This window comes from Desulfobulbus elongatus DSM 2908 (assembly GCF_000621145.1).
In the GTDB taxonomy this organism is placed as follows: Bacteria; Desulfobacterota; Desulfobulbia; order Desulfobulbales; family Desulfobulbaceae; genus Desulfobulbus; species Desulfobulbus elongatus.
In genome coordinates this window covers 37995-57225 of sequence record NZ_JHZB01000019.1, presented here as the reverse complement: position 1 = coordinate 57225, position 19231 = coordinate 37995, and the positions used below count along the sequence as shown (strand labels likewise).

Here is a 19231-nt window from a genome sequence, read left to right as displayed (position 1 = left end):
AATTTTCCCGAATGCAAAGGCAAAGGTTGACGCAACGTCATCCTAGCAAGATGGACGCCATAGTGCAAGGTATGTGCGTCTTTTTCTGTGAACGGATGGGGGCCTTCCCTGAAAACCGTTGCACCTTTACCGTGTTCCGGGTAGATAGTCCAACGTGTTGTTCGTCATGATCGGAATTTCCGGTTGCCAAACATCCTCGACTGTTCATGCGCTCATGGTATCACGAACCGCTTTTGCCTGTATCTCATTTCTGCTGCTGCTCTTTTCGTCCGGTGCCTCGGCCAACGTCATTGACCGCAGCGTTGCCATCGTCAATGACGATACCATCACGCTTTCCGAGGTGAACGAACTCGGCAAGGCCTTTTTCAAGAAAATATCGGACGAGACGCCGACGGACCGTCTGGCCCCGACGCTGCAACAGGCTCGGCTCGCGGTGATCGACAAGCTGATCGACAAACGGCTCATCGTTCAGGAGGCCAAGAAACTCAACATCCAGGTCAGCGACCAGGAAGTGGACAACGCTTTTCAGCGGATACTGACCAACAACAACGCCACCGCGGAGCAATTCCGCCGGGAAATCGCCGCGGAAGGCATGAGCGAGAAACAGTACCGCGAGGAACTGCGGGAGCAGTTGCTGAGTTCGAAACTGATCAATCACGAGGTGCGGACCAAGGTGGTCATCCCGGAGAGCGCTGTACTCGACTACTACAACACGCATTACACCACCGTGGTCGGCGGCGGGGATTACTATCTCCTGCAGATCGGATGCATCTGGGGAACCGAAGACCAGGGCGGCGCCATCCCTTCGCAGGACGAGGCCAAGGAAAAAGCGGAAAAAGCCCGCGACCTCGTGATGAAAGGCAAGGATTTCAAGGAAGCGGCGAAGGAATATTCCGATCTGCCCTCTGCCCGTGACGGCGGCGACCTGGGGCATTTTCAGCAAGACGAATTGGCCTCCTTCATCCGTGATGCCGTCGTTCACCTCAAACCCGGCGAGGTCAGCCGGATCGTCGAGACCGAAAACGGTTACCATTTCTTCAAACTCGTCTCCAGCCAGGAAGGCCAAGCGGTCGCCCGTGAACCGTTCGACGAGGTCAAGGACCGGATTCGGGAAAAACTGTACCAGCAGGCCATGGAGCAGCGCTTCAAGGACTGGTTGACTTCCATCCGGGAAAAGGCCTATATCAAGATTCTCTGATTTCCCCGCTTGGCCACGGCCGGTGCGGGATCCCCTGGGACAACGGCGGCAGCGGCATCTCCTTGCGGACGCCTGTGCCTCCCCTTCGAGTGACTGTGTTTTCTATGAACGTTGAGGAGCTTCCTTCTCCGCCCCCTGCCGATGCCCCTCTTTCGGCAGGCGAACAGCTCCGGCAGTTGCGTCAGGAGCAATCGCTGACCTTGGAAGAGGTGGCTGACGCCACCAAAATCTCGACAACCAACCTGCAGGCGATCGAGGCCATGGCCTTCGAACGACTGCCGGCCGACTCCTTCACCAGGGGACAGATCATGCTGTACGCCGCCTTTTTGGGCGTGGACGGTCGCCCCCTCGCCGACCGGTTCTTCCTCGAACGGGATGGAGGCAAGCGGCCGCAGTGCACCCCGTTGCAGCAATGTCTGCGCGAACAGCAACTGATGCCGAAAAGGCTGGCTGAGCCGACCCATGTTTCCTCGGCCGCCATCGCCGCTCTCCTGCTCCTGCTCATTGTCAGTTCCTTCACCGCCTTCTGTTTTTATTTTTCCTGGAATCCCTTCGCCTTCCTGATCAACAAGGTTTCCTCTCCCACGGCATCCTCGACCAGCCTCTTCCACCCGGCCGATCCGGCAACCAGTAACGGCGGTCAGCACAACAATGTCCAAATTCAGGCATTCTTCAAAAAAGACAGCCGGGTTCTTGTCGCCCTCGACGACAAGCCCGCCCTTGAGCACACGTACCCCAAGGGGGCAAGCGTGCTCTGGGAAGCGGAAAAACAGGTGTTCCTTGAATTCTTTCAACCCGACAGCGCCGAATTGCAACTGAACGGGGCCCAGATTCCCTTTCCGGACGGCTCCGCCGGCCATTTCCGGCTCCGCCTGCCGCCTGCTCCCCCGTCCACGCCCGTTCCATGACGCTCCGCAGCACCTGCGGAATCATTTTGCGCGTTGCTGAATACGGCGAAGCGGACAAACTGGTGACCTTCTACGGTGCCGATCTCGGGAGAGTGACCGGCATCGCCAAGGGAGCGAAGAAGAGCAAGCAACGCTTCGTCAACAAGCTCGAGGAGTTTTCCCTTCTCCGCATCTTTTATCGGCCGCCCCGCAGTCCGGCGGGATTACTGCTGATCAGCGAGGCCGAACTCCTGGCCGCTCACCTGTCGCTCCGCACCGATTTCCGCAGATATGCCGCCGCCATGTATCTGGGCGAACTCATCGTGCGCTTCACCCGCGACCACGACCCCGACCGGCGGCTGTACCTCCTGCTCGCCTGGGCGCTCGCCGCCCTGGATCAGGGGAAGATGCCGCACCAGATCGTCCTCTTCGCCCATCTGCACCTCCTGGAAACGGTCGGCTACCGTCCGGAACTGAGCCGCTGCTCGGCCTGTCACCAACCGGTCCGGGCGCAACACCGCTACATCTTTCTGCCCGGTTCAGGCGCCCTCGTGTGCAGCGCCTGTTCTTCGGATCGAAGCAGCCATGCCCTCCACCTGTCGGTCCAGACCATCCGCCTCCTCGCCAGCGCGCAGTCCTTCGAGCTTGACCGGCTGCAGCGCCTGCACTTTCCCAGGCACGCGCTTGCCGAAGCGATGGCCGCCCTGCATCACTTCTCCCTCCATCTTCTGCAGCAGGATATCCATTCATGGCGCCTCCTCCGCTCACTGATGTCCGACCGCCCCCTGCGTCACAACGCTTCCGCCTGAGCAGCGATACCGCACGGGGACGACATCGTCGGCAGCCCCCTGGGACCACCGGTCGGTGCCGAGATCATTCTCGCTGTCATTATCGACAATTAGGCGAGATGGTTCTTGACTGTCCCGCGCTTTTCATTTAATCATCGCACAGTCCGTCGCCGTGCCGGCACCGTCCACCGCGGCATACCCGGCAGCCCTGGAAAAGAAACCGGTCTCGGTTTTCCTGTCCTGGTCTACGCCGCCCTATCGCTCATCATTCGAACCGATACGCACCTTATGAACCGTTCCGGTCTGATCATAACCATTCTCATGAGCTGTTTGGCCATTCTCCTTTGGAAGGTGGTCAATGCGCCCGACATGGAACCCTCCTGGCCCTCGAAAATTCAGGGGTTTTCCTTCTCCCCCTTCCGCGAGGGCCAATCCCCCAGCAAGCGGATTTACCCGACCGTCGAGCAGATCGACCGGGATCTGGCCATTCTGGCCGGCGATGTCCACGCGGTGCGGGCGTACACCGTGGAAGACACCCTGGCCGAGATTCCGCGGCTGGCGGCGGCCCGCGGCCTCAACGTCGTGCTCGGCGCCTGGCTCACCCCCGATCTCGAAAGAAACGAGGAGGAGATCGCCAGGTTGATCAAGGTATACCACGAAAACCATCGCAACATCATTCGCGTGCTGGTCGGCAACGAGGTCATCCTGCGGGCCGATCTGAGCGTGAACCAGATGATCGAATATGTCAACACCGTCAAGAAATCCATCAAAATACCGGTGAGCATCGCCGAGCCCTGGCATGTCTGGCTCCAGTACCCGCAACTGGTTGAGCATGTCGATTTCATCGCGGTCCATTTTCTGCCCTATTGGGAGGGCATTCCCGTGGACGAGGCGGTCGACTACTGCGTGATGCGCTACAACGAACTCAAGCAGCGCTATCCCGGCAAGGAAATCGTCATTTCCGAGGTGGGCTGGCCCAGCGGCGGCCGCATCCGGCAGAAAGCCGTGGCGAGTCCGGCCAACCAGGCCAAGTTCCTCCGTCGCTTTCTCGATGTGGCCGAGAAGAACAACTATACCTACTACATCATGGAAGCCTTCGACCAGATCTGGAAGAAGGAACTGGAAGGCGAGGCCGGCAGCCTTTGGGGGGTGTACAACGACGACCGGCAACCGAAATTCGAGTTCATCCAGCCCGTCATCCGCATCCCTGAATGGCGCGAACTGGCGGCCATCAGTATCGTTCTGGCGGTGCTCCTCCTCCTGCTGCTGTTCCGGGACAGCAAGGGACTCCTCGACCGCGGCCGCGGTTTTTTGGCCATCATCGCCTATGGCATCACCACCTTTGTCGTGTGGATGGTCTATGATTTTCAACAGCAGTACATGACCGTCTCGACGCTGGTGGTGGGGGTGGTGCTTCTGTTCGCCGCCACCGGCGCCATTCTGGTCATCCTGGCCGAGGCGCACGAATGGGCCGAATCCCTGTGGATCAAAAAATGGCGGCGCCTGCCGCAACCGGCGCCACCGGAATCGGTGGCCGACGAGGCCCTGCCCATGGTTTCGATCCACGTGCCGGCCTACAACGAACCGCCGGCCATGATGATCGAAACGATCAATGCCCTGGCCGCCCTCGATTATCCGCGGTTCGAGGTCCTGATCATCGACAACAACACCAAGGATCCGGCCGTGTGGGAGCCGGTGGCCGCCCATTGCCAGAGCCTGGGGCCGCGCTTTCGTTTCTTCCATGTGGATCCTCTGGCCGGATTCAAGGCGGGCGCCCTCAACTACGCCCTGAGGCAGACCGATCCCGCAGCCGGGGTGGTGGCGGTGATCGACAGCGACTATGTGGTCGAACCCGACTGGCTGCGCGCCCTGGTGCCCCAGTTCGCCGACGAGAATCTGGCCATCGTCCAGGCCCCGCAGGACTACCGCGACGGCGACGAGAACGCCTTCAAGGCCATGTGTCTGGCCGAATACCGCGGTTTTTTCCAGATTGGCATGGTGACCCGCAACGAGCGCAACGCCATCATCCAGCACGGCACCATGACCATGGTCCGGCGCCGGGTGCTCGACGAAGTCGGCGGCTGGGCCGAATGGTGCATCACCGAGGATGCGGAACTGGGCCTGCGCATCTTCGAAAAAGGATATGCGGCCAGCTACGTCCCCCACAGCTTCGGCAAGGGGCTGATGCCGGACACCTTCCTCGACTACAAGAAGCAGCGGTTCCGCTGGGCCTATGGTTCGGTGCTCATCCTCCGCCATCACATGATGGCCATGTTCGGCCTGGAACGGACCGGGCTCACCCGGGGCCAGCGCTATCACTTCCTGGCCGGCTGGCTGCCCTGGTTCGCCGACGGCATCAACATGCTGTTCAACATACTGGCCCTGGGCTGGTCATGGGGCATGATCCTCTTTTCCGACTATCTGTCGCCGCCCCACATCGCTTTTGCCTCCCTGCCGGTGATGCTGTTTTTCTTCAAGAGTTTCAAGATGTTCTTCCTCTACCGCTCCAGGGTGACCGCCACCCGCCTGCAGAGCTTGGCAGCAGGGCTTGCCGGCCTGGCCCTTTCCCACACCATCGCCCGGGCCATGCTCACCGGTTTCATCACCCGCCGGATCGGCTTTTTTCGAACCCCGAAGAACGCGCAGGCCAATGCCATCGTCAAGGCGCTGGGCGATGCCCGCGAGGAACTGCTGTTCGTCATCGCCCTGGTCCTGGCCATTATCGGCGTGATGATGCGCAAGGACAGCGACATGCTCGACGTCCGCATCTGGGCCTCGGTCCTGGCCATTCAGGCCGTTCCCTATGCGGCCTCGGTGATTGTGTCCCTGATCAGCGGCCTGCCCAAGCTGCCGGCCAAGCTGGTCGGCGTAATGGCGCCGCTGCGGGGATTGGGTGGGGAAGAAAAATGATCAATTGGAGCGGATCAGTTCGAGCAGTTCCTCGGCGCTGATCCGCGAACTGACATCGGCCCCCTCGAGAAGCGAGTTGGCCAGGTCGCGCTTTTCCTGGTGGAGGCGCACGATCTTTTCCTCGATGGTGTTGGCGGTGACCAGGCGATACACGGTCACCGGGCGTTTCTGGCCGATCCGGTGCGCCCGGTCGGCGGCCTGATCCTCGACCGCCGGATTCCACCAGGGATCCATGTGGATGACATAATCGGCGGCGGTCAGATTCAGTCCCAGGCCGCCGGCCTTCAGACTGATCAGAAACAGATCACCCTCGCCCGCCTGAAAGCTTTCCACCTGCTCCTGCCGTTCCTTGATGGGCGTGGCGCCGTCCAGATATTTGTAGGCGATGCCCCGTCCGTCGAGAAAGGTGCGGATCAGTGCCAGATGGCCGGTGAACTGACTGAACACCAGGGCCTTGTGGCCGCCGCCCAGTAGTTCCTCCACCGTTTCCGCGAAGACCTGGAGTTTGGTCGAGGGGATGTCGATCTGCTCGTTGATCAGCCTGGGGTTGCAGCAGGCCCGCCGCAACCGCATGATCTCCGCCAGAATCCGCAGGTGCCGCCCCGTTTTCTCGCTGCTCCCCTCGATGTTCTCGATGGCCTGCTGCCGAAGGGCCTCGTAGAACTGCATTTCCTCGGGCTGCATCTCCACCCGCAGGGTGATCTCGGTCCGGGGCGGCAATTCTTCCAAGACCTGCGACTTGATCCGCCGCAGCATGAAGGGCCGGATCAGTTTCTTCAGCGTCCGCCTCGCTTCCCGGTCGTGGTATTTCTCGATGGGGATGCCGAACCGTCGGTTGAACTGCTTGAAGGTGCCCAGCAGGCCGGGGTTGATGAAACCGAACAGGTTCCATAACTCGCCCAGGTGGTTTTCGATCGGCGTACCGGTGGTGATCAGGCGGAAGCGGCCGTCCAGGCGCATCGCCGCTTTGGATCGTTTGGTGGCCGCGTTCTTGATCGCCTGGGCCTCGTCCAGCACGATCGATTGCCACTTGACCCGGGCCAGCAGTTCGATCTCCTGCTGCATCAGGGTGTAGCTGGTGACCAGCACGTCGAATTTCCCCAGGGAGGGGATGATCTCGTTCCGGTTGGATTCCGAAAACATGTGAAAGGTGAGCGTCGGCGCGAAACGGTGCACCTCGGCCTCCCAGTTCATGCACACCGAGGTGGGGGCGACCACCAGCGACGGTCCGAGGTGGGCCAGGCTGAGGACCACGGCAATCGATTGCAGGGTCTTGCCCAGGCCCATGTCGTCGGCCAGACAGGCGCCGACTCCGAGATGGGCCAGACGGCTCATCCAGACAAACCCTTCCTTCTGATAATCGCGCAACTCCGCCTTCAGGGTCGAGGGGACCTTGGGCGTCAGCTGCTGGGACTCGGCAATGGCGTGCAACCGTTGCCGCCAGCCCTGATCAGCCTTGGTCTGTGCCTGATGGGTGAGTTCCTCCAGGGCGATGGCCGCCAGTGGATGAATCTTCACCTCCTGTTCGTTGCCCGGCTGGCTGGTGCCGTAGAGGATGAGTTCCTCGAGCCGGTTGCGGAACTCCTGGGTCAGGGCGAGGAACTGCCCCTCGCCCATGGGGATGAAGCGGCTCCTGGTCTCGCGGACCTTGTCGAGCAGGGTCTTGAGCTCCATGACCTCGTCCTGATCGATGCGCAACTGCCCCGAAAGCGAAAACCAATCCTGTTGGCTGGTGCGGATATTCAGGTTCAGTTGATTGATCCCGGCCTGCCGGCGCACGGCCAGCTTTTCCCCCTCCGGCCATTCCAGGATGATCCGGTCCTTGATTTCCTCGATCTCCAGCAGCACCTGCAAGCACTCCTCGGGATCGACCAGATGCCACTCCCGCTTGTTCTCCTGCTCGAAATCGATGGCCAGGTCGAGCATGGGGCAGGACTCCTCGATCTCCCGCGCCTTCTGCTCCTCCACGCGCAGGTTGCGCTTGGTCCGCAGCCGCGTGCCGTTGATCTCGCACACCAGGTTCGCCACCCCGACGCCGGGCTTGAGGTAGGGGCCGCCGTCTCCGAATGGCCGGACAAAGAGTTCGATCCTGAAACCACTGCCATAGGGAATGATGTGCATGCGGATGGTGGAGTCGCTCTCCACCAGTTCGGCGGCGATCTCCTCGCCGGGGACCTCAATGGCCGAATGGACGGTCATGAAGGAGGCGATGTTGCCGATGGCATCCAGCAACTGCCGGCTGGCGGCCAGGGGAACGAGCAGGCCGCCATGCCCAGTTATCTCAGCGACCTTCCGATGCTCCTCGCCGATGCGAATGATGCGGAAACGGGTGGGGGTTTCCGGCCAGACCGCCACCGCGCCCTCGCCGATGTCCTGGAAGAAATGGATGAAAAGCGACTCGCCCCGACGTTCGACCACCAGTTCGGGCTCGCCGGCCACGATCTCCACCGGTATCTGCGGCGAACGTTTGAGGAAGACCAGGGGATGGCCGACCAGGGCCGGCAGGGCCTTGTCCGAATCAAAGACATAGCCGCCGTTCTTACCGCCGAAATCTTCCAGGCGGGTGAGCGCGGCGCAGATCGCCCGGTCCTGGCTGGTCAGGTAATCGATCTCGCGGTCGAGCAACAGGCGCTGCAGGGCAATGCTCCGCCCCTTCGTCCACCCGCCGGCGGCCGAGCGTTTCTGCTCCCTGGGGAGCAATTCCAGGGACCCGTTGACATGATCGACCAGCCAGCAGAGCCGGGTCGACCGCTCTGGTTCCCGGATCCGGCTGGTCACCTCGATCAGCTCCTGCAAACTTTGCTTCCAGGGGGCGTCGGACTCGATGATGTGGGTGAGGAGACGGCAGTTGAGCGCCTTGGCCAATTCCCGAGCCACTTCCCCCATGCCGGCCCGGCAAGCGTCCAGGGTGGCGAGCAATTCCGCCGATTCCATCGCCACCCAGAGCAAACCGCTTTCGCGCGCCCGGTGATGCAGATGCTGCAACATTTCCTGGAAATCGGCGGGAACTTCCACTCCCATCCAATGGAGCGACAACAGGGCCACCAGGGAGCTCAGGCTGCGGCCGTCGGCGGCCAGGCCTTCGGTGAGCGCCAGCATGTCGGGGAGGGCTTCGTCGTTTGCCCGGAGAACCGCGTCGAGGAAACGGAACGGCATCTCCTCGGCGCACCCGTCACGGCAGCGGTCCAGGACCGTGCCCACCGCCTCGCGGGCGCGCTCGCGGTCGCCCTCGCCGTCGCGGGCCAGCAGGGCAAAAATGCAGAACAGGCCGGTAATGCCGAAGAAAAAGCAGGGTTGCGCACCGGTATACTGCTGCAGATGGCGCAGGTCCTCGGCAAAAAGCTCCAGGGCCGTCTCGGTGTCGCCGGCCAGAAAGACCACCGTCCCCGCGAACCCTGAACCGAGAAAGGAGCCGCCGTGCCGCTCCAGCAGCAACCGGAGATCGTCCAGCCGCCCTTGCAGCAGATAGGAACCGGCCAGCAGGCGGCGAAAGGGAATTCGTTCGTCCGGCGGAACGGTCTGGACCCACTCGTTTTCCAGATAGGCGAAGATGGCGGGGAAATGGTGCAGTTGCTCCTGCGAGTACCGGATCACCTGGTCCAGGAGAAAAAATTGGAGCGAGCCGGGCAGGGAGGCGAACCACTCCGGATCAAAGGCCCGGGCCGCCACCAGCACCGCAGGCGGCTCCGTCTCAAGATGGTGGTGGCCCTCCCGTTCGAGAAACGCGAGGGCCTCGTCCAGCTTGTCGAAATTCTGGCTGTACAAACCGATCCGGAACTGCCGCAGGGCCCGCCAGCATCGGGTCGGCCATTTGCCGTGCATGTAGTCGACCGGCGCGGATTTCTCGATCAGGGAGGCGAGCCGGGAAAATCGTTTCCGGGCAACGGTCTGGCGGGTGAGCAACTCGGCCAGCACCGGCGGACACTGATTTTTGGCGTTCAGGAAGCCCGTGCGCCGCAGCCGGGCGACCATCTCGCCGATCTCCTCGCTGCTGGGGCGACGGTCGCCAAACAAAGAGGGATCGATCCCCACCAGGCAACGCCCAAGAAAACCTGAGGAAACAGGCTCATAGACAACAGAGACGAATTGCAGCAGCAATTGCTCCGCTTCGGGAAGGGCGGCGACCGCCTGCAGGTCAACGACCTTCCCCGGAGAGGAAACCGTCGATGCCGATAGAAGAGGTGTACTCAATTCTTTCAAAACGCCTTTTGTCCGCCTGAAACAACCTTCCGGACGTCAACGGGGCGGGCCGCATCCCGCATCTTCTGCGGTTCCGGGCCGTTCCCGCGATCCATCCAAGAGTATCCTCCCGGTCCGAAAATCCGGCGTCTGCGCCGGCCGGAAAGGGAAGTCACGGGTGCACTGCTCTCATTGCAGCATTCTGGCGTTGGTCCAGATGTACGCCTCTTTTCGCAATTGACCGAGCCAGTCGGCCATCAACACATTTTTTCCGGCTTCCTGGAGCTGTTGTTCAAGGAGACGGCGCTTGGCGGCATCCATCTCGCCCTTGCCCTGGCGGGCATCGAGGATCTGATACAGGTAAAAAACAGAGCCGACGGCGAGCACTTTTTCGGGAAAGATATCCCTGCCAGCCTGCAAAAAGGCATCCCGCCGAAGCTCCTCGGGCACGGCGCCGGCCGGACCGCTCCGTTGCAGATAGTCGCTTTCCTGACGCGGCAGAGCCCCGGGCCAGCTTTTCTGTTCCCGGGCCTTTTGCAGCAGTTCCTCGGCGGTGCCCCTGGCCAATTCGACGCTCTTTTCCTTTCTGTACTCGGCAACCGCCCGGTCACGGACCGTATCGAGGCCGGGAACCGCCGACTCCCTGGCATCGTCGACAAACAGGATGGCATAGCCGTCCGCGGTCTCGACCAGGGAACTCAACTCCCCCTTGCGTAGCCCGAAGGCCGTCTGCACAAAGGCGGGATCCGCGGCCATCCCCTCCTTGGGCGGCGTATCCCGCGTGAAGAAATCGGTCCGCCGAACCGGATGGGCGCCCTGCGTGCCGCTGTAGTTGGCCATGCTCCCGGCCCTGATGACGGCTTCATAGGCGGCCGAGGCCCGTTTGAAGGTGATCGCCTTCACGCCCTGTTGTTCCAGCGCCTTGCGGATGGAGGGCGTCGCCTCTTTCAGGGTATGCGTCTTGGCCGGCACGATCTCCTCGAGTTTGAGGATGTGGAAACCGAACGGGCTCTCGACCACGCCGCTGACCTCGCCCCTGCTCAGGGCAAAGGCGCTGTCCTCGAAGGACGGGACCATCTGGCCCCGCGCAAAAAAGCCCAGATCGCCGCCCTTGGCCTTGCTTCCGTCCTCGGAGAATTGGCCGGCGAGCTTGGCGAAGTCCTCCCCTGCCTTGATCCGGGCCAGGATCTTTTCCGCTTCCGCCTTCTTTGCATTCCTGGTTTCCGGGGAATCCTCGTCGGTCATTCTGAAGAGAATATGCCGCACCCGCCGCTTTTCCGGCACGTTGTAGTTTTCTGCATGTTCCTGATAATAGGTCCTGATTGCCTCGTCATTGACCGCCACCTGCCCCAGATCGTCGTCAAACGGGAAGGCGAGATAGAGCAATTTGCACTGGGGCGCGGTCATGTATCGTTGCTTCGCCGTTTCGTACCAGGCTGCCAGGGCATCGTCGGTCACCTGGACCTGGGCGATGTAGTCGTCGCTCCGCACCGCTCCATAGGCCAATTTGACTTCCTGGCCGATATATTCGATCCAGTTCTGCACCTCCTGTGCGGGCACAACGGTGAACGCGCCCAAGGAACCGAGGACCCGGTTCATGAGCAGGTCGTTGCGGATGCCCGCCTCAAACGAGGAGGGCGAAAGCCTGTTCCGCTCCAGCACAGCCTGGTAGTTGGCGAGATCGAACCGTCCGTTGACGTTGAAGACGGCCATTTCCTGGATCTTGCGCTGAATCGCCTCCTTGCTGACCATAATCCCCGCCTTTTCGGCGCCCTGCCGCAGCAACTCCTCCTGGACCAGTTGATCCAGGACCTGTTCCTTCAGCTCCATACCCTGAAGAAGCCCCTGGGGCAGTTGCCCCCCGAACTGCTGCTTGTATGCCTCGACCATCCGTTCATACTGCTGCTGGAAGTCGCGATACGGTATCTCCTTGCCATTGACCACGGCCAGGGCGTTGGGGTTGTCCTTCATGTTCCCTCCGACGCCCCAAAAGATGAACACCACGGCAATGATGACCACAATCGCCTGCACGACGACCGATTGTGCATTTTTCCTGAGTATATTCAGCATGATAAAAGCAACCTCGCGAACAATTCGACGGTATCCTGATTTTTTGGAGGGCGCATTATGTTCAATTTGTCAGCAAGTTACCAGAGAAAAATGCACTCAAAAAACGGCAAACCAACGGCTGAATCGCCATTCAAAAAAAACAGGGTGTTTGCTTGACAAAGCACACCCCCTATAGTATTAAACGGGGGATTTTTAGATTAGGCTTCCAATTATTCACCATAGCTTAAACACACTGGCCAAGGAGGAACACATGGCAACTATTGAGCACAAGGGCAAATCCTACGAGGTGGACGAAGACGGCTTCCTGTTGAAGGGTGCTGAAGAGTGGGATGAGAACTGGGTCGACTACGTCAAGACCGTTGAAGGTATCGCCGACATCACCGACGAGCATCAGAAAGTTATCGATGCCCTCCAGGAGTATTACAAGAAGAACGGTATTGCTCCCATGGTTCGTATTCTCTCCAAGACCACCGGTTTCCCGCTGAAACGCATCTACGAGCTGTTCCCGTCCGGACCCGGCAAGGGTGCCTGCAAAATGGCCGGACTGCCGAAACCGACCGGTTGTGTCTGATCGACCGATTGTTTCTTTGTGGTGCAAGAAAAAGGCTGCCTGTTCGGGCAGCCTTTTTTTTATGCCTGCATCCGCCGTCGCAACGGCGGGCAATCGCCCGGCCCTGACCGGGCTGGGCTGTTTTAAAACGACATTTCCAGAAAATGGGCATGGAAGCGGGTCAGGTCCGCTCCGCATTTCCCGCATAGAAATTTCACCTCACCAAATATTTCGGTGGTGTTGTCCTCCGGCGTGAACGACCCGTCGGTGTTTTGCAGATAATGGGTCGTCACCAGCACATTCTCGGCAATTTCGACGAAATGCTTCGCATTGCCGCACTGCTGGCACGCGATACGTCCGGCGGGTTCGCCGGTGGGGATGTGGACTTTTTGCATGGGCTCTCCACAGACAGGTTGAATTGACGGCGCAGTGGCCCGATCGCTCCGCCGGCCGCCGGCACTTCCCTTCAGGAGGCGTACCGGATCTCCAGGGGCCCGGTTGTTCCTTGGGGTTCTTCTTCTTTCAAATCGATGCGGGTGACGATGGCATAGGGGGGACCGGTCGACAGCCAGGCCACGAGGGCATCCACCCGAGCCACCTCTCCTTCGCAGAGCACGAGCACCGTGCCGTCGGCCTGATTCTGCACCCAGCCGGAAACACCGAGCCGGGCTGCTTCCCGCCGGGTGTATTCGCGAAAAGCCACCCGTTGCACCCGGCCATGCACGGTGGCCCTGATCCGTTTTCGGCTCATCCCGCGCTCTCTCCTGAAATCAGCACGAGGAACGCTTCCTCCGACAGAATCGCCAGCCCCAGTTCCTCGGCCTTTCTCTTCTTGCTCCCCGCCTTGTCGCCGACAACGACATCGGTCACGCGCTGGCTGATGCTCGTGGCCACCTGGCCGCCGTGGGCCTTGACCAACTGCTTGGCCTCGTCCCGGGAGAGCGTCTGCAGGGTGCCGGTGAACAGGAAAACCCGCCCGTCCAAGGACGTCCGGCTGGTCTCCTCCGTCATCTCGGCCAGCACCACCACGCCCAGGTCGGCGAGTTGGGCGATCATTTCTCTGTTTTCCTGATCCTCGAAATAGGCGCAGAGCGACTCCGCCGTCTGCTCGCCGATGCCCTCGATGTGCTGCAATTGTTCCTTGTCTGCCGTCATCAGCTGCTGCAGATCGGCAAAGCGCCGGGCCAGCAGGCCGGCGGTCACTTCGCCCACATGCCGGATGCCCAAGGCGCCGATCAACTGGGCCAGTCCCAGGGTTTTCCTGGCCGCAACGGCCGCCAGGACATTCTCGGCCGATTTCTCGCCCCAGCCGTCGAGGCGGGCCAGTCGATCCGCATCGAGCCGGAAAAAATCGGGGATGGTGCGGATCAGGCCTTCGTTGACCAGTTGCTCGACGTTCTTTTTGCCCAGGCCCTCGATATCCAGGCCGCTCTTGCCGGCAAAATGGATCAGCTTCTGGAGATTCTGGGCCGGGCAATAGCGGTTGCCGCACCGGATCACCGCCTCCCCGGCCGCCGCCAGCAGCGGATCGCCGCATTCGGGACAGGCGGTGGGGAAGACGATCGGCTGCTCCCGGCCGTTGCGCTGCTCGACAATCACCTTGACGATTTCCGGGATGACATCGCCGGCCCGCTGCACGAGCACCGTGTCGTGGACCCGCAGATCCTTGCGCTCGATCTCGTCCCGGTTGTGGAGCGTCGCCCGCCTGACCACCGCGCCGTTGACCTCGACCGGCCGCAAATGGGCCACCGGCGTCACCGCGCCGGTCCGCCCCACCTGGAATTCGACCGCCTCGATCACGGTGGTCGCCTGCACGGCCGGGAACTTCCAGGCCACCGCCCAGCGGGGGGCACGCGCGGTCGCCCCCAGGCGCTGCTGCAAGCCCATATCGTCCACCTTGACCACCATGCCGTCGATCTCATACTCCAGCTCATGGCGAATGGCCATCAGGTGCTGATAGCGGGCCTCCACTTCCTCCCGGTCGCGACAGACCCTGATCAGAGTGTTGACCGGAAAACCGAAACGCCCGAGCTGGGCCAGCAGCGCCTCCTGGCCGGGAGCCGCCACCACCTCCGGATTGCCGACGCCATAGACGTAAAAGGCCAGGGGCCGCCGGGCGGTGATTTTCGGGTCGAGCTGGCGGAGCGAACCGGCGGCGGCGTTGCGCGGATTGGCAAAGGGCGCCTCGCCCTCCCGCTCGCGCTGCCGGTTGAGCTGCGCGAAACCCTGCCTGGGCAGAAAGACCTCGCCCCTGACCACCAGTTCCTCCGGAATCGCGGCGCCGTCAGGGGCAAGGAGTTTCAGCGGGATCGACGCCACGGTCTTCAACTGGGCGGTGATATTCTCCCCGACCAGTCCGTCGCCCCTGGTGGAGCCCACCGCGAGCACGCCCTGCCGGTACACCAGATCCACCGCCAGCCCGTCGAGTTTGGGCTCGGTCACGAACCGGAGCGGCTCGTCCGTCTTCAGATAGCGCCGCACCCTCTCCTTGAAGGCGGCAAACTCGCCGGCACTGAAGATATTGTCCAGACTGAGCATGGGCGACACATGCTCGGCCGGAGCAAAGGCGTCCAGGGGCGGCCCGCCGACCCGATGACTCGGCGAATCCGGGGTTACCAGTTCGGGATGGGCCGCCTCCAACTCCAGCAGCTCCCGAAACAGGGCATCATACTCACCGTCGGCGATCACCGGATCGTCGAGCACATAGTAGCGGTGGGCGTGAAAGCGGATCTGCTCCCGCAGGTGCTCCAGCCGGTCAACCGTCCCCTGGTCCATGCGCCTACATATCCTCGATCAGCACTCCGCCCTTGGCAATGTTCTCCCGGCTTTCCTCGTCAATGAAAAGCAGGATGGATTCCTTCGGTTTGTTGGCGGCTTCGGAGATCACGTCGGTGACCCCTTTGGCGATCTTCTGTTTCTGTTCCCTGGTGAGCTTTCCAGCCACCCGAATGCTGACGTACGGCATTGTGTCCTCTTCTGTTCGTGCTTGATGATTGAATACGTCTGGCGCCGACCTGCCCGGGCGCCGACTCCACCGGTCCGCAGCTACGAATCGATGGCGCGGCGGCCCTTCCTTTTTGCAAGACAAACACCATCCAGACAGGTTAAAAGATAGCAGAAATCGGCGGCCGCGTCGACGTGCTTTGCGACCGGCCGGTGGAGAAAGGCATCTGCCCCGAGGGAAAAAACCATGCATGTCATTGTCACCGGCGGCGCCGGCTACATCGGCAGCCACACCTGCCTGGAACTGCTCGATGCGGGCCACCGGGTCACGGTGATCGACAACCTCTGCAACAGCAGCCGGGAATCGCTGCGACGGGTGGAGGAAATCACCGGAAAATCACTGGCCTTTTTCGAGGTCGATCTGCTCGATGCGGACAGGCTGCGCGACGTGTTCCTCCAGACACCGGAGGCGACGGCGGTGATCCATTTCGCCGGGCTCAAGGCGGTGGGCGAGTCGGTGACCAAGCCGTGGCTCTACTACCACAACAACCTGGGCGCCACCCTCAACCTCTGCCAGATCATGGCCGAGCGGGGCGTGACCAACATCGTCTTTTCCTCCTCGGCCACCGTTTACGGCGATCCGGCCTCGGTGCCCATCCGCGAGGATTTCCCGCTGTCCTGCACCAATCCCTATGGCCGCACCAAACTGATGACCGAGGAGATCCTGCGCGATCTGCACAGGGCCGATGCCCGGTGGAACGTGATCCTCCTGCGCTATTTCAACCCGGTCGGTGCCCATGCCAGCGGCCGGATCGGCGAGGACCCCAACGGCATCCCCAACAATCTCGTGCCCTATATCGCCCAGGTGGCGGTGGGCAAGCTGCCGGAACTCTCGGTCTTCGGCAACGACTATCCCACCCCGGACGGCACCGGCGTGCGCGACTTCATCCATGTGGTCGACCTGGCGCTCGGCCACCTGCATGCCCTGGAAAAGCTGCACGACCGGCCCGGCGTGGCCATCTACAACCTGGGCACCGGCCGGGGCTATTCGGTCCTGGAGATGGTCGCCGCCTTCGCCCAAGCGTGCGGCCGGCCGATTCCCTACCGCATCGCCCCCCGCCGGGCCGGCGACATCGCCCAGTGCTATGCCGACCCGTCGCTCGCCCAACGCGAGCTGGGCTGGCAGGCCCAACGGGGGCTCGACACCATGTGCGCCGACACCTGGAGCTGGCAGGCAGCCAACCCCAACGGCTTCAGATAACCTTCCCCTCTTGCCGCCACGCCCCGAATTACCGCCTGTGCACCCATCCCAGCCGAACGGTCGCGAACCCATGACTGCCGCCGAGGACAGCCTCTACACCGCCGGAACGGTCGCCGAGGATTTCACCTTCAACGACCGGGTCGCTGACGTGTTCGACGACATGCTCAACCGCTCGATCCCCTATTACCGTACGGTGGTCGACGGCATGGCGCAACTCTTGGCCAGCCATCTCACCACCGGCGCCACCGTCTGCGACCTGGGCTGCTCGACCGGCACCACGCTCCTCGAACTGGCCCGGAGGCTGCCGGAGCTGCATCTGCGCTATGTGGGCATGGACAACGCCCCGGCCATGCTCGCCAAGGCGCGCCGCAAAAGCGCCATGTTCAACAAAAGCGAGGTCCTGCACTTCGTCGAGGCCGACATCACCTCCTGCCCCCTGCCGCCGGCGTCGGCCCTCATCTGCAACTACACCCTCCAATTTCTCCGGCCGTTGACCCGGCAGCCCTTTGTCCGCCGCATCCACGAGGCGCTGCCCGCGGGCGGCCTCTTCTTTCTGAGCGAAAAAACCATCTCCTCCGCCGGCAGGCTCAACCGCGACTTCATCGACATCTACCATGCGTTCAAGAAGCAGCAGGGCTACTCGGAGCTGGAAATCGCGGCCAAGCGGGAGGCGCTGGAGAACGTGCTCATTCCCTTTTCCCTGGAGGAGAATGTGGCGCTGCTGCGGGAGGCCGGTTTTACGGAAATCGAACCGTTCTTCAAATGGTTCAACTTTACCGCCATCGTTGCCCTCAAGCGCTGAGCCATGGATCTGCCCCAGGCATTCCCCTTGGCCGACCGGGATCGGCTCAGATCGGTGCTGGCGGAGAAATCCGCCTGGGTCAACCAGGAAAAGAAGGGCTTTCTCCGCTACCGCAACCTGTTCCAGGCGGTGCGGCACCTGCGGGCCTCCTCGTGCGATTTTTCCGGCGATGTGGTCCGCATCGGTACCGCCGCCGATCTGGAGCCGGCGCAGCAGGATGAAGTCCGCCAGGTCCTGCGCGGCTTCATGCCCTGGCGCAAGGGCCCGTTTTCCGTCTTCGGCATCGATGTCGACGCCGAATGGCGCAGCGAACGGAAGTGGAACCGGATCGTGCCCGAACTGCCCGACCTGACGAACAAGGCCGTGGCCGACATCGGCTGCAATAACGGCTACTACATGTTCCGCATGGCGCATCACCGGCCGGCCCTGGTGCTCGGATTCGAGCCCTATGTCCAGCACTATTACACCTTTCACACCCTCAACGCCTTTGCCGGCCAGCAGAACCTCCGGGTGGAACTGCTGGGCATCGAGCATCTGCCGCTTTTTCCCGAATGCTTCGACGTTATTTTCTGCCTGGGCATCCTCTACCACCGGCCTTCGCCGCTGGAGGCCCTGCGCGATCTCCACGCCGCACTCAAGCCCGGCGGCTGGCTGATCGTCGAATCGCAAGCCATTCCGGGCGAGGCGCCGATGGCGCTCTTTCCCCGCTCCACCTACGCCAAGGTTCCCGGCACCTGGTTCGTGCCCACCGGGGCCTGTCTGGCCAACTGGATGGCCCGCACCGGCTTCCGGGAGGTCCGGCTGTTCTGCGAGCACGCCATGAGCAGCGCCGAACAGCGGCGGACCGACTGGATGGACTTCGAATCCTACGAAGATTTCATTGACAAGAACAATCCCGCGCTTACTGTTGAGGGGTATCCGGCGCCCTGCCGGGTGTTCCTCAAGGCCACCAAGTAGTTGTCAAAACAATATATTTTTCGAGATACCCGCGAAAACCGGTGAACAGGGCCGGACTTTTGCCCAACAACCACACAAGGAAAAGGACATGAACGCACACGACTGCACGCTGTACCACGGGGGACTGAAGGGGGCGGAAACCCTTTTTGGCGAGAATGCCGAAAAATATGGGGTCCAGGAGGTGATCTTCTCCTTCGACGGCCATCGCCTCAACCGTGACCGCAATACCGTGGTCCTGAGCGAGGAGGAGTTGCGACGGGGCGACATCAGCATGGAACTGGCGTCGCGCATGATGAACCGGACCTATTATGAAACCGAAAAGATCCGCCGGGTGCTCCAGACGATCTTTCACATGGTCAACAAGGGGCACCAGGTCTTTGTGATCGGCACCATCCTGGAGGACAACTCGGTGAAGGGCGGCACCGGCTGGGCGGTGGAACTGGCCAAGCTGTTCAACCGACCGCTGCACGTCTACGACCAGCCGCGCCGGCAGTGGTTCACCTGGAAGGAAGGGGCCTGGAAGGAAGACAGCCCTAAAATCTGCTACAGCACCTTTGTCGGCTCGGGCACCCGCTACCTCAGCGACGACGGCATCGCCGCCATCAACCAGCTCTTTGCCGACAGCTTCACCCAGCAGTAAACCGTTTCACGGCGCTGCTACCCGCCATCTGGATTTCCCGGTTTGC

At 61.7% G+C, this 19231-nt stretch carries 15 protein-coding genes; 9 read left to right on the top strand and 6 right to left on the bottom strand.

The window, feature by feature from the left end; translation table 11 throughout:
* Positions 1–214: 214 nt before the first annotated feature.
* The 4 genes from Q362_RS0110860 to Q362_RS0110845 all read left to right on the top strand — a co-directional run bounded on the left by Q362_RS0110860 (position 215) and on the right by Q362_RS0110845 (position 5783).
* A complete protein-coding gene (locus Q362_RS0110860; RefSeq protein ID WP_028318714.1) occupies positions 215–1198 on the top strand; it encodes a peptidylprolyl isomerase in 984 nt (327 codons plus the stop codon).
* Between the two features lie 104 nt (positions 1199–1302).
* Positions 1303–2106 (top strand): helix-turn-helix domain-containing protein, encoded by an 804-nt coding sequence (locus Q362_RS0110855; RefSeq protein ID WP_084312590.1) that lies wholly within the window; start codon positions 1303–1305, stop codon positions 2104–2106.
* A 26-nt stretch (positions 2107–2132) separates the two neighbouring features.
* Positions 2133–2894 carry a DNA repair protein RecO gene (gene recO / locus Q362_RS0110850; protein ID WP_169737408.1) on the top strand — a complete coding sequence of 254 codons (762 nt, stop codon included), beginning with the start codon at positions 2133–2135 and terminating at the stop codon, positions 2892–2894.
* A 267-nt stretch (positions 2895–3161) separates the two neighbouring features.
* Positions 3162–5783: a glycosyltransferase gene (locus Q362_RS0110845; protein ID WP_028318711.1), complete on the top strand. Its 2622-nt coding sequence runs from the start codon at positions 3162–3164 to the stop codon at positions 5781–5783.
* On the opposite strand, the gene Q362_RS0110840 is transcribed toward Q362_RS0110845, so the two are convergent.
* A complete protein-coding gene (locus Q362_RS0110840; RefSeq protein WP_245590208.1) occupies positions 5784–9983 on the bottom strand; it encodes a DEAD/DEAH box helicase in 4200 nt (1399 codons plus the stop codon).
* A 168-nt stretch (positions 9984–10151) separates the two neighbouring features.
* Complete coding sequence (locus tag Q362_RS0110835) at positions 10152–12032, bottom strand: SurA N-terminal domain-containing protein (protein ID WP_028318709.1); 1881 nt, start codon at positions 12030–12032, stop codon at positions 10152–10154.
* A 250-nt stretch (positions 12033–12282) separates the two neighbouring features.
* Between Q362_RS0110835 and Q362_RS0110830 the strand changes: the two genes are divergently transcribed.
* Complete coding sequence (locus Q362_RS0110830; protein WP_028318708.1) at positions 12283–12603, top strand: TusE/DsrC/DsvC family sulfur relay protein; 321 nt, start codon at positions 12283–12285, stop codon at positions 12601–12603.
* Positions 12604–12725: 122 nt separating this feature from the next.
* Here the strand turns inward: Q362_RS0110830 and Q362_RS0110825 are convergent, their stop codons facing one another.
* The 4 genes from Q362_RS0110825 to Q362_RS0110810 form a co-directional block, all read right to left on the bottom strand.
* The gene (locus Q362_RS0110825; RefSeq protein ID WP_028318707.1) at positions 12726–12977 is read right to left on the bottom strand and encodes a hypothetical protein; all 252 of its coding nucleotides are present in this window, start codon (positions 12975–12977) and stop codon (positions 12726–12728) included.
* Between the two features lie 71 nt (positions 12978–13048).
* Positions 13049–13333 carry an acylphosphatase gene (locus Q362_RS20245; protein WP_035216425.1) on the bottom strand — a complete coding sequence of 95 codons (285 nt, stop codon included), beginning with the start codon at positions 13331–13333 and terminating at the stop codon, positions 13049–13051.
* The gene (gene ligA, locus Q362_RS0110815) at positions 13330–15357 is read right to left on the bottom strand and encodes an NAD-dependent DNA ligase LigA (RefSeq protein WP_028318706.1); all 2028 of its coding nucleotides are present in this window, start codon (positions 15355–15357) and stop codon (positions 13330–13332) included. Before ligA ends, Q362_RS20245 begins: the two co-directional genes overlap by 4 nt.
* Positions 15358–15361: 4 nt before the next feature.
* Positions 15362–15547 (bottom strand): tautomerase family protein, encoded by a 186-nt coding sequence (locus Q362_RS0110810; protein ID WP_028318705.1) that lies wholly within the window; start codon positions 15545–15547, stop codon positions 15362–15364.
* A gap of 225 nt (positions 15548–15772) precedes the next feature.
* Here Q362_RS0110810 and galE point away from each other — a divergent pair, with 225 nt between their 5' ends.
* The 4 genes from galE (at position 15773) to Q362_RS0110785 (ending at position 19185) form a co-directional block, all read left to right on the top strand.
* Positions 15773–16786, top strand: coding sequence for a UDP-glucose 4-epimerase GalE (gene galE, locus Q362_RS0110800; protein WP_028318704.1), 1014 nt, complete (start codon positions 15773–15775; stop codon positions 16784–16786).
* A gap of 70 nt (positions 16787–16856) precedes the next feature.
* On the top strand, positions 16857–17588 hold the full coding sequence (gene cmoA / locus Q362_RS0110795) for a carboxy-S-adenosyl-L-methionine synthase CmoA (RefSeq protein WP_028318703.1): 732 nt from the start codon (positions 16857–16859) through the stop codon (positions 17586–17588).
* Between the two features lie 3 nt (positions 17589–17591).
* On the top strand, positions 17592–18545 hold the full coding sequence (cmoB, locus tag Q362_RS0110790) for a tRNA 5-methoxyuridine(34)/uridine 5-oxyacetic acid(34) synthase CmoB (protein ID WP_028318702.1): 954 nt from the start codon (positions 17592–17594) through the stop codon (positions 18543–18545).
* Positions 18546–18633: 88 nt separating this feature from the next.
* Positions 18634–19185, top strand: coding sequence for a hypothetical protein (locus Q362_RS0110785; RefSeq protein ID WP_028318701.1), 552 nt, complete (start codon positions 18634–18636; stop codon positions 19183–19185).
* Positions 19186–19231 lie beyond the last annotated feature (46 nt).